The 14,456-nt window shown below is 73.8% G+C and carries 13 protein-coding genes and 1 pseudogene; 3 read left to right on the forward strand and 11 right to left on the reverse strand.

Translation table 11 applies throughout. From position 1 onward, the window contains the following. Positions 1-26 precede the first annotated feature (26 nt). Positions 27-260, reverse strand: a pseudogene (locus ABZX85_RS07650) (DUF2510 domain-containing protein); the annotation flags it as partial. A 189-nt stretch (positions 261-449) separates the two neighbouring features. Here ABZX85_RS07650 and ABZX85_RS07655 point away from each other — a divergent pair. Then, positions 450-3,113, forward strand: coding sequence for an AAA family ATPase (locus ABZX85_RS07655; RefSeq protein WP_355863487.1), 2,664 nt, complete (start codon positions 450-452; stop codon positions 3,111-3,113). 44 nt (positions 3,114-3,157) lie between these two features. Here ABZX85_RS07655 and ABZX85_RS07660 read toward each other — a convergent pair whose 3' ends face one another. The 8 genes from ABZX85_RS07660 to ABZX85_RS07695 form a co-directional block, all read right to left on the reverse strand. Then, positions 3,158-3,949, reverse strand: coding sequence for an SDR family NAD(P)-dependent oxidoreductase (locus tag ABZX85_RS07660; RefSeq protein WP_355863489.1), 792 nt, complete (start codon positions 3,947-3,949; stop codon positions 3,158-3,160). Positions 3,950-4,019: 70 nt separating this feature from the next. Then, on the reverse strand, positions 4,020-5,138 hold the full coding sequence (gene pcaD / locus ABZX85_RS07665; protein ID WP_355863491.1) for a 3-oxoadipate enol-lactonase: 1,119 nt from the start codon (positions 5,136-5,138) through the stop codon (positions 4,020-4,022). Next, positions 5,135-6,454 carry a 3-carboxy-cis,cis-muconate cycloisomerase gene (pcaB, locus tag ABZX85_RS07670; protein WP_355863493.1) on the reverse strand — a complete coding sequence of 440 codons (1,320 nt, stop codon included), beginning with the start codon at positions 6,452-6,454 and terminating at the stop codon, positions 5,135-5,137. Before pcaB ends, pcaD begins: the two co-directional genes overlap by 4 nt. Beyond that, on the reverse strand, positions 6,451-7,056 hold the full coding sequence (gene pcaG, locus ABZX85_RS07675; protein ID WP_355863495.1) for a protocatechuate 3,4-dioxygenase subunit alpha: 606 nt from the start codon (positions 7,054-7,056) through the stop codon (positions 6,451-6,453). The genes pcaB and pcaG overlap by 4 nt, the downstream gene beginning before the upstream one ends. Positions 7,057-7,061: 5 nt before the next feature. Beyond that, positions 7,062-7,835, reverse strand: coding sequence for a protocatechuate 3,4-dioxygenase subunit beta (pcaH, locus tag ABZX85_RS07680; RefSeq protein ID WP_355863497.1), 774 nt, complete (start codon positions 7,833-7,835; stop codon positions 7,062-7,064). A gap of 34 nt (positions 7,836-7,869) precedes the next feature. Beyond that, positions 7,870-9,072 carry a thiolase family protein gene (locus tag ABZX85_RS07685; RefSeq protein ID WP_355863499.1) on the reverse strand — a complete coding sequence of 401 codons (1,203 nt, stop codon included), beginning with the start codon at positions 9,070-9,072 and terminating at the stop codon, positions 7,870-7,872. Continuing rightward, positions 9,069-9,716 carry a CoA transferase subunit B gene (locus ABZX85_RS07690; RefSeq protein WP_355863501.1) on the reverse strand — a complete coding sequence of 216 codons (648 nt, stop codon included), beginning with the start codon at positions 9,714-9,716 and terminating at the stop codon, positions 9,069-9,071. Before ABZX85_RS07690 ends, ABZX85_RS07685 begins: the two co-directional genes overlap by 4 nt. Next, entirely contained in the window at positions 9,716-10,471 is a 756-nt protein-coding gene (locus tag ABZX85_RS07695) for a CoA transferase subunit A (RefSeq protein ID WP_355863503.1), read from the reverse strand. Before ABZX85_RS07695 ends, ABZX85_RS07690 begins: the two co-directional genes overlap by 1 nt. Positions 10,472-10,664: 193 nt before the next feature. Here ABZX85_RS07695 and ABZX85_RS07700 point away from each other — a divergent pair, with 193 nt between their 5' ends. Continuing rightward, positions 10,665-11,135 carry a MarR family transcriptional regulator gene (locus ABZX85_RS07700; RefSeq protein WP_355863505.1) on the forward strand — a complete coding sequence of 157 codons (471 nt, stop codon included), beginning with the start codon at positions 10,665-10,667 and terminating at the stop codon, positions 11,133-11,135. A gap of 3 nt (positions 11,136-11,138) precedes the next feature. On the opposite strand, the gene ABZX85_RS07705 is transcribed toward ABZX85_RS07700, so the two are convergent. Both ABZX85_RS07705 and ABZX85_RS07710 read right to left on the reverse strand, forming a co-directional pair. Then, the gene (locus ABZX85_RS07705; protein ID WP_355863507.1) at positions 11,139-12,158 is read right to left on the reverse strand and encodes a DUF3048 domain-containing protein; all 1,020 of its coding nucleotides are present in this window, start codon (positions 12,156-12,158) and stop codon (positions 11,139-11,141) included. An 86-nt stretch (positions 12,159-12,244) separates the two neighbouring features. Beyond that, positions 12,245-13,321 (reverse strand): ATP-dependent DNA ligase, encoded by a 1,077-nt coding sequence (locus tag ABZX85_RS07710; protein ID WP_355863509.1) that lies wholly within the window; start codon positions 13,319-13,321, stop codon positions 12,245-12,247. Between the two features lie 64 nt (positions 13,322-13,385). On the opposite strand from ABZX85_RS07710, the gene ligD reads away from it, so the two are divergent. Beyond that, positions 13,386-14,405, forward strand: a complete 1,020-nt coding sequence (gene ligD / locus ABZX85_RS07715; RefSeq protein WP_355863511.1) for a non-homologous end-joining DNA ligase — start codon at positions 13,386-13,388, stop codon at positions 14,403-14,405. Positions 14,406-14,456: the final 51 nt, after the last annotated feature.

Raw genomic sequence — 14,456 nt, forward strand, 5'->3', positions numbered from 1 at the left:
GCCGCCGCGGAATCCGCGCCCGCTCCCACGGCCCGGGTCCGTTCCGTCCACGCCCCGCCGTCCCACCACCGCTCGGAGGGAGGACCGTCACTCGTCTGCCCCGGGTCGGGGTACCACCCGGATGGAATCGCCTGCGTCATGCCCCCACCGTATGAGGCGTCGGTGAAAGCCGTATGAGAGGGCGGCCCCCGCCCTCGCGCGAGTTCCGCCCGGCGGTCCCGGGTATGCCCCGGGCATGGCGTGTTTTCGACGCCCGTCATATCGTCAACCCCACGCCCCGCGTCCCGGAGTTGACCACGGCCCCGCCCCGCGCAGGCCGCACGGCCCCCGCACCCCGCCGCCGCGTCACCCGCCCGGGGAACGCCTGCCCGGACCGGCCCCTAAGACCCCTCCGGTACGGCTACGCTCAAGGTTTGTACGTCGTTCGGGCGACTTGGGGAGGTAACGGGATGACGGAGGTAGGGCCGATGCCGGCCACCTCGGCCTCCCTGCGGGAGCGCGACGCGGAGGTCGGCACCATCGCCCGCGCGGTGGAACGACTTCTCGACAGGGAGTCCTCCACGGGCCGGCTCCTGGTCTTCCGCGGCGAGGCCGGCCTCGGCAAGACCGCGCTGCTGGCCGAGACCCGACGCCTCGTGGAGAGCGCCGGCGGCACGGTGTGGTCCGCGCGGGCCGGCGAGACCCTGAGGTCCGTCCCCTTCCACGTGGTCCGCCAGTTGCTCCAGCCGGCCCTGATGACGATGCTGGAGGAGGAGGCCCGCACCTACCTGGGCGACTGGTACGACATCGCGGGCCCCGCCCTCGGCATCACCCGCCCCGGCCCGCCGCCCACCGACCCGCAGGGCGTGTACGACGGCCTCGTGGAACTCGTCCGGCGCCTCGCGGCCCGCGACTACCCCCTCGCCCTGCTGGTCGACGACGCGCACTGGGCCGACCAGGAGACCCTGCGCTGGCTCGCCGCGTTCGCGGAACGCCTGGCCGACCTGCCCGTCCTGGTCGTCGTTGCGCACCGCCCCGGCGAGGCCGACGAGGCGGGCGCCGAGTACCTGAAGGCCGTCGACGACCTCGCGGGCGACGCGGTCCGCGGCCTCACCGCCCTCTCCCCGGCCGCCGTCGCCGAACTGACCCGCGCGACCCTCGGCCGGCAGGCGGACGACCCGTTCTGCCGCGAGGTGTGGGCGGTCACCGGAGGCAACCCCTACTACACCGTCGAACTCCTCGCGAAGGTCCACGACCGGAGGCTGGAGCCGACGGAATCGGCCGCCGAGGAACTGCGCGCCATCAACAAGGCCGCCCACGACGGCGGTTTCGTCGCCCACCTCGAAGGGCTCGGCATCGAGGCGACCCGCTTCGCGTGGGCCGCGGCGATCCTCGGCACCGACATCTTCGTCGACCACGCCGCCGGCATGGCCGGCCTCGGCCGCGACAAGGCCCTGCACTGCGTCGAGGTCCTGCGCTCCGCCCGCATCCTCACCGCGCCGGGCCCGGCGGACGACGGCGACCTCGTCTTCGTACACCCGCTGATAGCGACCGCCGTCTACAGCAACATCCCGGAGTACCTGCGCGGCGCCATGCACGGCATCGCCGCCAAGGTCGTCCTCGACGCGGGCCGGGGCATCGCCGCCGCTTCCCGGCACCTCCTCGAAGTACGCCCCGAGGGCGACGCCGACCTCGTCGAACAGCTCCGCGAGGCCGCCCGCGCGCACCTCGCGGTCGGCGCCCCCGACGCGGCCCGCCGCTGCCTGGAACGCGCCCTCGCGGAACCCCCGGTCGCCGGCGTCCACGCCCAGGTCCTGTACGAACTCGGCTGCGCCAGCCTCCTCACCTCCCCGTCCCAGACGATCGCCCACCTCCGCCGCGCCCTCGAACTCCCCGGCCTCGACGGCGACGACCGCGTCGACGCGGTGTGCCGGCTCTCCCAGGCGCTGCTGCACAACAACCAGCTGGACGAGGCCGTCCGCACCGTCCAGACGGAGGCCGCCCTGCACGAACCGGGGCCGGCCCGGATGCGGCTGACGGCCGTCCGGTTCATGTGGGAGCGGCTGCTGCTCGGCGAGGCGTCCGCGCCCGGCAGCTCCGAGCGGCTCGCCGCGCTCGCCGCGACCTGCACGGGCCGCGACAACAGCGAACGCGCGCTGCTCATCCTGCGCGGCTTCGACGCGACGTGCCGGGGCGAGAACGCCGAGGAGATCGCCGAACTGTGCGACCGGGCCCTCGTCAACGGCGGACTCGCGCCGGGGCTCGGCTGGACCGACACCACGTGGGGCCTCGAACTCCCGATGATGCTGGCGTCTGCCTACGCCTACACCGACCGCCTCGACCGGGCCACCGCCCTCTTCAACGAGGCCCTGCGCGCCTACACCTCCGCCGGCTGGAGCGGCGGCCACCTCTCCCTCGCCCACTCCTACCTCGGCCTCGGGCTGCGCCGGCGCGGCCGGCTGCGGGAGGCGGAGGAGTCCCTGCGGGACGCGGTGCGGCTCGCCGAACGCGTGGGCCGGGGGCTGCCGTTGTACTGGTCGGCGATCTGCAACCTCGTCGACGTCCTGCTGGCGCGGGGGCACGTCGACGAGGCGTGGCGGGTGGCCGAGAGCTACGAGTTCGTGCCGCCCTACCCCTCGACGATCGTCCTGCCCGACCCCCGTTCCGTGCGGGGGCGGCTGCTGCTCGCGGTGGGCCGGACGACCGAGGGGATCAACGAACTGGAGGAGGCGGAGAAGGCCGCCGCCGCGCGCGGTCACCTCAACCCCGTCATGGTGCCCTGGGCCGTCGACCTCGCCCGCGCCCTCGCCGTCGAGGACCCCGCCCGCGCCGCCCGCCTCGCCACGGAGACCCGCGCCCGCGCGGAACGCCTCGGCACGGACACGGCGATCGGCGAGGCGCTGCGCTGCGCGGCGGCGCTGGAGACGGGGCAGCGGGCGGTGCGGTTGGCGGCCCAGGCGGTGACCTACCTGGAGTCCTCCCCCTGCCAGTACGAGCACGCGGCGGCGAGGATCGAGTACGGGACGCTGTCGCGCTCGGTGTCGGAGCTGCGGAAGGGGCTTGATCTGGCGCGGTCGTGCGGGGCGGACGGGCTGGTGGGGCAGGCGGAGGAGGCGTTGAGGGCGATGGAGTGAGGCGGTGGGCGGTAGAAGAGGGAGGGGTCTGAGGCTTGTCCCTCTCACACCGCCAGCAACTGCCCCGTCACCCGCGCCAACCGCTCCCGCGTCCCCACCTCGTACGCCCCCTCGTGCGCCCGCGCGGCGGCCGTCCCGTCGAAGTACCCCCCGCTCCCCACCCCCTCCTCGACCAGCGCCAGCACCCCGGGCGCCCCGTCCGCCACCGAGCTCCACGGCGCCACCCCGCCCTCCCGCACCATCGCGGTGTCCATGAACGTCGCCGGATGGACGACGTTCACGGCGACCCCGCTGCCCGCCGTCTCCTCGGCCAGCGTGAACGTGAACGCGGCGAGGGCGAACTTGGACCGGCGGTAGGCGGCGAACCCGTCGTACCCCCGGGCGAACTCGGGATCGTCGAAGGCGACCGGCTCCTGGCCCACGGACCCGACGTTCACGATCCGGGCGGGCGTGTTCCTCCGCAGCACCGGCAGCAGCTCCCGGGTCAGCACGACCGGCGCCAAGTAGTTGACGGCGAGCCGCAGTTCGTGCCCGTCGAGGCTCAACTCCCGCCCGGCGCCCGGCGCGCCCGCCCCGACGCCGGCGTTGTTGACGAGGACATCGAGATCGGGGTGGGCCAGCGACACCTTCCCCGCCAGCTCCCGCACCGCCGCCAGCGAGGCGAGGTCCGCGACGAACCCCTCCGCCTCCCCCTCGGTCCGCAACTCGGAGACGAGCCGCTCCGTGCGCCTCGCGTCCCGCCCGTGCGCCAGCACGAGATGCCCGTCCCGGACGAGTTCGAACGCGACGTACCGGCCGAGCCCGGACGTCGCACCGGTGATCAGAATGGTCGACATGGTTCAACGGTAGGCGCAGCGGGCCGCCACCGGACCACCCCTTCTCACCGTACGACCACCGGTGGCACCCTCACTCCTCCTCCGCCAGCACCCGCTGGGCGACGGCGAACGCCGAGTTCGCGGCCGGCACCCCGCAGTACACGGCCGACTGCAACAGCACCGCCCCGATCTCCTCCGGCGTCAGCCCGTTGCGCCGGGCCGCCCGGACGTGCATGGCGAGTTCGTCGTAGTGCCCGTGCGCGACGAGCGCGGTCAGGGTGACGAGGCTGCGCTCGCGGCGCGACAGCGTCGGGTCGGTCCAGATCTCGCCCCACGCGTAGCGGGAGATGAAGTCCTGGAACCGCGCGGTGAACGCGGACTGCCGCTCCTGCGCCCGGTCGACGTGCGCGTCCCCGAGGACCTCCCGCCGCACCGCCATCCCCAACTCGGCGCCGCCGCCCCCGAGATGCGCGCGCAGGGTGGTCAGCACCGCCTCCGGGCACTGTGCGGGCGCCAGATGCGCGGCCCCGGCCAGCTCCACCAGCGTCGACCCGGGCACCCCGTCGGCGATCTCCCGCAGATGGGCCGGAGGCGTCGCCGGGTCCTCGCGGCCGGCGATCACCAGCGTCCGCGCCCGGATCTCGCCGAGCCGCTCCCGCACGTCGAAGGAGGCGAGCGCGTCACAGCAGGCCGCGTACGCGCCGGGGTCCGTGGCGACGAGGTCCCGCAGCAGGCCCGGCTCCCGGAACTCCCCGGCGAACCAGCGCCCGGCGGTGGCCTCCGACAGCCACTCCATGCCCTCCGCCCGCACCCGCGCGGCCCGCTCCTGCCAGGGCGCGGCCCCGCCGAAGTGCGCGGAGGAGCAGAGGACGGCCAGCGACTCCACCCGGTCCGGATGCTCCAGCGCGAGCTGCATCCCGACGGCCCCGCCGATCGACACCCCGGCGTACCCGAACCGGTCGATGCCCAGCGCGTCCGCCAACCGCACGACCAGCCCGGCGAGTTCGGACATCGTCGCGCCGGCCCGGATCAGCTCCGCCGGTGAACCGCCGTGCCCCGGCAGATCCCACCGCACCACCCGGTGCGTCACCGACAGCTCGGGCGCCACCTTGTCCCACAGCGCCCACGACGTCCCCACCGACGGCCCCAGCAGCAGCGGAGGAGCCGAAGGCGAGCCCTCGACCCGGTGGTTGAGCAGCTTCTCGGTCAACGTCGCTCCAGAGCACGGTCGGTGAGGGCACCGGCGAGACCGGTGTAGCGGGCGGGATCGGCGAGGTCCGTCAGATCGAGGCCCTTCAACTCGGGCTCCTCGCCGAGCAGTTCGGCGAGCGGACGGCCCTCGGTGTACGTCCGCCGGGCGAGCGAGGTCAACAGCTCCCTGGCGCGGGCCCGCCCGAGGACCGGTGCCAGCTCGGCGGCCAGCCGCTCGGACACGATCAACCCGTGGGTGATTCCCAGGTGTTCCCGCATCACCTCGGGCGACACCCGTAGCCCGTCGGCGAGTTCGACGGCGTCCCGCGCGGCCCCGCCGGTCAGCCGCAGCAGGTCCCGCAGCGGCTCCCACTCGGCGTGCCACGCCCCGGCCGGCCGCTCGTCCTCCGAGACCAGCGCCCCGTACAGCGTCGCCGCGAGCTGCGGGGCGCGCCGGGCGGCGGCCAGGACCAGCGTGGAGCGCACCGGGTTCGCCTTGTGCGGCATCGCGGACGACCCGCCCCCACCGCCCTCGGCCACCTCCCCGACCTCCGTCCGGGCCAGCGCCAGCACATCGGCGGCGACCTTCCCCAGCGCCCCCGCCGTGAACGCCAGCGCCCCGGCCAGGTCCGCGACCGGCGTGCGCAGCACATGCCACGGCAACTCCGGCTCCCGGAGCCCCAGTTCGGCGGCGAAGGCCCCCGGCAGCCCGCTCGCGTCGCCGGCGCCGTACACCGTGAACGCGGCCAGGGTGCCGGCCGCGCCGCCCAGTTGGGCGGGGAGCGAGCGGTGGACGGTGGTCAGGCGGTCGCGGGCGTCCAGGACGAGGGAGCGCCAGCCGGCGGCCTTCAGGCCGAAGGTCGTCGGGACGGCGTGCTGGGTGAGCGTGCGGCCCGGCATCGGGGAGTCGCGGTGGGCGGCGGCGAGTTCGGCGAGCGCGTGCTGGACGCGGTCGAGGTCGGCCAGGATCACGACGAGGGTGCGGGACGCGACCAGCATCGCGGCGGTGTCCAGGATGTCCTGGCTGGTGGCGCCCCGGTGGACGTACGGGCCGTGCGCCGGGCCGACGGCCTCGGTGAGGTCGGCGACCAGGGGGATCACCGGGTTCCCGCCGGAGCGGGCCCGCCCGGCGAGCGAGCCGACGTCGAAGCGGGCCGGGTCGGCGGCCTCGGTGACCGCTGCGGCGGCCTCCGCCGGGGCGAGGCCCAGCGCGGCCTGCGCGCGCGTCAGCGCCGCCTCCGCGTCGAGGAGGGCCCGCAGATAGGCGGCGTCGCTCGTCGCGGCGGCGGCCGGGGAACCCGACCAGCCGGGGGCGAGCAGGCCGTCGTCGGTCACCGGAACTCCAGGAAGACCGTCTCGCCCGCGCCCTGGAGCCGGACGTCGAACCGGTACGAGCCCGGACCGTTCTCGGCGGCCAGCAGCGTGCCGCGCCGCTCGGGCGGCAGGCCGGCCAGCAGCGGGTCCACGGCATGGGCCGCCTCGTCGCCCGGGAGGTAGATCCGCGTGTACAGGTGCACGAGCAGTCCGCGCGCGAACACGCACACGCTGACGTAGGGGGCGCTCGCCCCGCGCGCCGCCGGGCGGAGCGTACGCGCCGACCAGTGGCCGTTGCTGTCGGTCTGGACGCGGCCCCAGCCGGTGAACTCCACGCCGTTGCGCCCGAGGAACCCGCCGCTCGCCGGGTCCCGCCGCATCGAGCCGTCGACCCGCGGGACCTCGCCGTCGGGGCCGGGGCCCCACAGCTCCAGCAGCGCGTCCGGCAGGGGGGTGCCCTCGCCGTCGTACACGTACCCCTGGAGGGTGATCGTCTGCGGGTGGCCCGTCGGCGCGATGTCGCCGCCGCCCGGGAACGGCAGCGCGTGTCCGTAGAACGGGCCGACCGTGTGGGACGGCGTCGGCAGCACCGACTCCGGGCGGGTGGTGTCGATCCTGGTCATGTCGGTCAGCGTCCTTCTTCCATCCAGGTGGCGCGGGGGCCGTCCAGCACGATGTCCCAGTGGTAGCCCATCGAGAACTCCGGGACCGACAGGGCGTGGTCGTACGTCGCCACCAGGCGCTGGCGGGCCGCGTCGTCCGTCACGGACTGGATGATCGGGTCGTACGGGAACAGGGGGTCCGCCGGGAAGTACATCTGGGTCACGAGCCGCTGCGTGAACGCCGTGCCGAACAGGGAGAAGTGGATGTGCGCGGGGCGCCACGCGTTGACGTGCTGCCGCCAGGGGTAGGGGCCGGGCTGGATCGTCGTGAACCGGTAGAAGCCGTCCCCGTCGGTCAGCGTGCGGCCCACGCCGGTGAAGTGGGGGTCCAGCGGCGCGTCGTGCTGTTCGCGCTGGTGCGCGTAGCGGCCGGCGGAGTTGGCCTGCCAGATCTCCACGAGCTGGCCCCGCAGCGGCTTGCCGTCCCGGTCCAGGACCCGCCCGGACACGGTGATCCGCTCGCCGACCGGTTCGCCGTGGTGCTGGCGGGTGAGGTCGTTGTCGATCTCCGTGATGTCGCGTTCGCCGAAGGCGGGGGAGTGGAGCTCGACGAGTTCCGGGTCCTTGGCCGTGTCGATGGCGACGAGCGGCTGCCTGGGGTGGCGCAGGACCGAGGAGCGGTAGGGGGCGTAGTCGCGGCGGGGGTGGTGCTCGACGGGGTGGCCGTCGGCCAGGCGTTTCTCGTAGGCGGCGTGCTCGGCGGCTATCTCGAGGTCGATGTCGTGCTGGGTGAGGGTCACGGGGACGGCTCCTGAGTGTGTTGACGGAGAGGGCTCATCGCTCAAGCACCAGTGCCAGCCCCTGGCCGACCCCGATGCACAGCGTCGCGACCCCGACTCCCGAACCCTTGCGGGCCAGTTGATGCGCGACCGTCCCCGCCAGCCGCGCCCCGGACGCCCCCAGCGGATGCCCCAGCGCGATGGCCCCGCCCTGCGGGTTCAGCACCGCCGGATCGAACTCGGGCCACTCCGCCACGCACCCCAGCACCTGCGCGGCGAACGCCTCGTTGAGTTCGAGGACGGAGAGGTCGTCGAAGGCGCGGCCGGCTTTGGTGAGCGCCCGGTTGACGGCTTCGACGGGCGCCAGCCCGAAGTAGTGGGGGTCGATCCCGGACACCCCGGTCGCCGAGACGCGCGCGAGGGGTTCCCGGCCGGTGGCGCGCAGGCCCTCCTCGTCGGTGAGGAGGAGCGCTGCCGCGCCGTCGTTGAGGGGGGAGGCGTTCCCGGCGGTGACGGTCCCGCCCTCCGCGCGGAACGACGGCTTCAGCTTGGCCATGGCGGCGAGGGAGGCGTCGGGGCGGACGCATTCGTCGGCGTCGAGGACGACCGGGTCGCCCTTGCGGCGGGGGATCGTCACCGGTGCGAGCTCGGGGGCGAACAGGCCCTGTTCCTGCGCGGCGGCGGCCTTGCGGTGCGAGGCCAGCGCGAACTCGTCCTGCTGTTCGCGGGTGATCTTGTGCTTGTCGGCGATGAGCTCGGCGGACTCACCGAGGGGGACGGTCCACTGCGGGTCCATCTTCGGGTTGGTCATGCGCCAGCCGAGGGTGGTGGAGTAGAGCTGGGTGTGGGCGGCGGGGAACGGCTGGTCGTTCTTGGGGAGGACGTAGGGGGCGCGGGTCATGGACTCGACGCCGCCGGCGACGGCGACGGAGGCGTCCCCGACGGCGATCGCGCGGGCGGCCTGGACGACGGCTTCGAGGCCGGAGGCGCACAGGCGGTTGACGCTCACCCCGGGGACGGTCGTGGGCAGTCCGGCGAGGAGGGCGGCCATCCGGGCGACGTTGCGGTTGTCCTCGCCCGCGCCGTTGGCGTTGCCGAAGTACACGTCCTCGACGCGCGCCGGGTCCAGGTCCGGGGTCCGGGCGATCAGCTCGCGGATCGCGTGCGCGGCGAGGTCGTCGGGGCGCACGGGGGCGAGGGTGCCGTTGTAGCGGCCGATCGGGGTGCGGACCGCGTCGACGATGTAGACGTCCTTCATGCCTTGATCTCCTCCGGCACATGCACCTTGGCGGCGGTCTTCTCGATGATCTCCCCGGCCCTGACCCCGGGGGCCGTCTCGACGAGCACGAGGCCCTCGGGGGTGACGTCGAGGACGCCGAGGTCGGTGATGATCCGGTCCACACAGCCCTTCCCGGTGAGCGGGAGGGCACACTGTTCGAGGATCTTCGGGCTGCCGTCCTTGGCGGTGTGGGCCATGACGACGATGACGGTGCGCGCGCCGTGGACGAGGTCCATCGCGCCGCCGATGCCGGTGATCAGCTTGCCGGGGATCGCCCAGTTCGCGAGGTCACCCGTCTCGGAGACCTGCATCGCGCCGAGGACCGCGACGTCGATGTGGCCGCCCCGGATCATCCCGAAGGACAGCGCGGAGTCGAAGAAGGAGGCGCCCGGCAGGACGGTGACGGTCTCCTTGCCGGCGTTGATCAGATCCGGGTCGACCGCGTCCTCGGTGGGGTAGGGGCCGGTGCCCAGGATGCCGTTCTCCGACTCCAGGACCACCTCGACGCCCGCCGGGAGGTGGTTCGGGATCAGCGTCGGCAGTCCGATGCCGAGGTTGACGTAGCTGCCGTCGGGCAGCTCACGGGCCGCGCGGGCGGCCATCTGCTCACGTGTCCAGGCCATCAGCTGCTCACCGTCCGCTGCTCGATCTTCTTGTCGGCGGCCTGCCCGGGGGTGAGCGCGATCACGCGCTGGACGAAGATCCCCGGCAGGTGCACCGCGTCCGGGTCGATCTCCCCGGGCTCCACCAGCTCCTCCACCTCGGCGACCGTGATCCGGCCGGCCATGGCGGCGAGGGGGTTGAAGTTGCGGGCGGACTTGTTGAACACCAGGTTGCCGTGCCGGTCGCCCTTCGCGGCGCGGACCAGGGCGAAGTCGGTGCGGATGCCGCGCTCCAGAACGTAGTCGGTGCCGTCGAACTCGCGCACCTCCTTGGGCGGCGAGGCCAGCGCGACCCCGCCCTCGCCGTCGTAGCGCCAGGGCAGGCCGCCCTCCGCGACCTGCGTGCCCACGCCGGCCGGGGTGTAGAAGGCGGGGATGCCGGCGCCGCCCGCGCGCAGCCGCTCGGCGAGGGTGCCCTGTGGGATCAGCTCGACCTCCAGCTCCCCGGCGAGGTACTGGCGGGCGAACTCCTTGTTCGCCCCGATGTAGGAGCCGGTGACGCGGGCGATCCGCCCGGCCGCGAGGAGGACCGCGAGTCCGGACTCCATCGCCCCGCAGTTGTTGGAGACCACCGACAGCCCGCCCGGACCGTGCTCGAACAGCGCCTCGATCAGCACGGTCGGCACACCGCTGAGCCCGAACCCGCCCACCGCCAGCGACGCGCCGTCCGGCACATCGGCCACCGCCTCGCGGGCGGTGGCGACCACCTTGTCCATCCGTCCAGCCCCATCTCTCTATTACTCAGCGCACTGAGCATTTCAGCGAGGAGATCCTCACGCTCCCATCGCGACGGGAGACCGTCAAGACCCTTGCATTGAAGCAGTTCAGTTGTGTGCGGAGAGTAAAGACAACGGTCGGAGAGTGCGGGTATCGTTCAGTGCACCAACGAATTCGACGAGGGGAGCGCCCATGGGCGCGGTGGACCTCACCACCCACCCCGGGCATCTGGCCCGGCGGCTCCAGCAGGCCCACTACCTGCTGTGGAACACGATGGTCTCGGAGGAGATCACCTCCCCGCAGTTCGCCGTCCTCAACACCCTCGTCGCCGAACCGGGCCTCGACCAGCGGACGGTGGGGGAGCGGGTGGGCCTCGACCGGTCGACGATCGCCGAGGTGATCAGCCGCCTCGGCAGGCGCGGGCTCCTCGACAAGGTCCGCGACCCGCAGGACGGCCGCCGCTCCCTGCTGCGGCCGACCGAGGACGGCGTACGCGTCCACCGCAAGCTGACCGTCCGCACCGCGCGGATGAACCAGGTCTTCCTCGCGCCCCTCTCCGTCGCCGAGCAGGCCGTGTTCTTCGCGCTGATACAGCGGGTCGCCGACGCGGCGGAGGAACTGCGCCACCCCGGCGAACCGGCCTACGCGCCGGAGGTCCACTGACCCTCAGGACGCCCTGGCGAACACCACCCACACCTGCCCCCGGGCGAAGTTCACCGGCCGCCCGTCCCGCGTGGTGAACCGCGTCCCCTCGCCCGCCCTCGGCCGCTGCCACACGACGTCGTACGCCCGCCCGCCCCGCAGCACCGTCGCCCGCCCCGACCCGACGGTCCGCGTGTACGGCGTGTGGTTGCCCAGCCTGTCGTGGAACCGGCTCTTGCGGACCTTCACGTACTGCACGACGACCGTCGCCGGGGCCGCCTTCCGCGCCGCCCTGCCGTCCATCGCGACCAGCCAGCGCCCCCGCCCCGCCGACCAGGTGAACGTGAACCGCGCCGCCGGATAGCGCACCGTCCGGGAGCCCGCCGCCCGGCCTCCCGAGGGTGCCGGGCCGAAGCGGAACCCGGTCGCGTCGAGCGCGGCGGCCCCCGGCGCCGAGCGCACCAGCCGGCCGGGGCGCAGGTAGAGGTTGTGCGGCGCCGGTTTCGACCGGCCCCGGTAGTAGGCGCCGGACACCTCGCCGGGCTCGATCGCCCGCAGGGGCGCCTTGTCGATCAGGGGGTGCAGTTTGCGCTGGGCGCCGGAGAACGCGAGCACCGGGCGGTCGAACTGGCGCAGCAGCTCCAGGTCCGACTGGCGTGCGCTGCGCACCGGGCCGATCACCGGGGGGAGCCTCGTCGCGTACACCGCCATCAGGCGGCTCAGCCCGCCCTCGACCGGCTCGACGTACACGACGTCCGCCGCGTCCAGGCCGGTGTGGGGGCGGGCCGCCGGAGCGTTGTCGATCTTCACGGCGAGGACGGGGCCGGTGTGCGTCCGGGGCTTCACCGAGCCGTTCACGGCGTCGTCGGCGCCCGCGCGCGGGGTGGTCGCGCAGCCGGCGAGGAGGGCGGCCGTGAGGGTCGCGGCGAGCAGGGCCGCGGCGGTGCGGGCCGGGGTCGTCCGGGCGGGGCGGGTCGGCCGTGCCGGGCGGCTCGCCGGTGCCGTCCGGGGCGTTCGTTCCGGGTGTGATCGTCCGATGTCCATGAGTGCCACCAGTCCGTGTCCCTTGAGGGTGCGCTGAATCGGTCGAAGGTGGCCATACCCGGTCAAAAGCGATCGCGCTCGTTCGGTTACTCCGTCCGGGGCGTGCCCAGGATCTCCCCGAGGTCGTAGCGCGCCGGCTCGTCCAGTTGCGCGTACGTGCAGCTCTCCGGGGTGCGGTCGGGGCGCCAGCGGCGGAAGCGGGCCGTGTGGCGGAAGCGGACGCCGTTCTCCATGTGGTCGTACGCCACCTCGGCGACCCGCTCGGGCCGCACCGGCACCCAGGAGAGGTCCTTCTTGCCGGACCAGCGGCTCGGCGCCCCCGGCAGGCGTGCCGCCTCGTGTGCCGCCGCGTCGCCCCAGGCCGCCCAGGGGTGGGCGGAGGCGTCGGCGAGCCGCAGCGGCTCCAGCTCCTCGACCAGCTCCGCGCGCCGGGCCATCGTGAACGACGCCGACACGCCCACGTGCTGGAGGGTGCCCCCGTCGTCGTACAGGCCCAGCAGCAGGGAGCCGACCACCGGGCCGCTCTTGTGGAAGCGGTAGCCGGCGACGACCGCGTCGGCCGTCCGCTCGTGCTTGACCTTGAACATCGCCCGCTCGTCCTGGAGGTAGGGCAGGGTGAGCGGCTTGGCGATCACGCCGTCGAGGCCGGCCCCCTCGTACTGCTCGAACCAGCGCGCGGCCACCGCCGTGTCGGTCGTCGCCGGGGCCAGGTGGACCGGTGCGGAGACCTCCGCGAGCGCGCGTTCCAGGAGGGCGCGGCGGTCGCTCAGGGGGACGTCCAGGAGGGCGGTGTCGGCGAGGGCCAGCAGGTCGAACGCGACGAACGACGCCGGGGTGCGCTCGGCGAGGGTGCGCACCCGGGAGTCCGCCGGGTGGATGCGCTCGGTCAGCGCGTCGAAGTCCAGCCGGCCGTCCCGCGCGATCACGATCTCCCCGTCCAGGACGCACCGCTGCGGCAGCCGCTCCTTCAGCGCCGCCACCAGCTCGGGAAAATACCTGGTCAGCGGCTTGGTGGTCCGGCTGCCCAGCTCCACCTGGTCCCCGTCGCGGAACACGATCGCCCGGAAACCGTCCCACTTCGCCTCGTACTGCATGCCCGGCGGGATCTTCGCCGCCGACTTGGCGAGCATGGGCTTCACAGGGGGCATCACCGGCAGATCCATGGCTGAAGTCTCACCCGTCACGGTAGGAAATGCCTGATATGTGCCGTTCGCCTACGGTGGCTCCATGGGCTCCAAGGGTGATGCGGTCGAGCTGGAGGTCGGCGGGCGGACGGTACGGCTGTCCAGCCCCGGCAAGGTGTTCTTCCCGGAGCGCGGCTTCACCAAGCTGGACCTCGCCCGCTACTACCAGGCGGTCGCCCCCGGCATCCTGCGCGCCCTGCGCGAACGCCCCACCACGCTGGAGCGCTACCCCGACGGCGTCGACGGCGAGCACTTCTTCCAGAAACGCGCCCCGAAGACCATGCCCGACTGGATTCCCACCGCCCACATCACCTTCCCCAGCGGACGCAGCGCCGACGAGATGTGCCCCACCGAGGAGGCCGCGATCCTGTGGGCCGCCCAGTACGGCACCCTCACCTTCCACCCCTGGCCGGTCCGCCGCGCCGACGTCGACCACCCCGACGAACTCCGCGTCGACCTCGACCCCCAGCCGGGCACCGACTACGCCGACGCCGTCCGCGCCGCCCACGAACTCCGCGCCGTCCTCGACGAGTTCGGCGGCCTGCGCGGCTGGCCGAAGACCTCCGGCGGACGCGGACTGCACGTGTTCGTGCCCATCGAACCCCGGTGGACGTTCACCGAGGTCCGCCGCGCGGCGATCGCGGTCGGCCGGGAGATGGAACGCCGGATGCCGGACGAGGTGACGATCAAGTGGTGGAAGGAGGAGAGGGGGGAGCGGATCTTCATCGACTACAACCAGACCGCCCGCGACCGTACGATCGCCTCCGCCTACTCCGTCCGCCCCCACCCGCACGCCCCCGTCTCCGCCCCTCTGCGCTGGGACGAGCTGGACGACGCGCACCCCCGGGACTTCGACCTCGCGACCATGCCCGCGCGCTTCGCCGAACTCGGCGACGTGCACGCGGACATGGACGGGCACGCGTTCTCGCTGGACGCGCTGCTGGAGCTGGCCCGCCGGGACGAGCACGAGCACGGGCTCGGCGATCTGCCGTACCCGCCCGAGTACCCCAAGATGCCGGGGGAACCCAAGCGGGTCCAGCCGAGCCGAGCCCGTACCGAGTGACAGCGTTTCTGTGTGCGGAAGTCGAGGCCGGTGGGCCGCGACTGCCGTTGG

Origin of the sequence: Streptomyces sp. NPDC004539, assembly GCF_040610055.1 — a bacterium.
GTDB lineage: Bacteria > Actinomycetota > Actinomycetes > Streptomycetales > Streptomycetaceae > Streptomyces.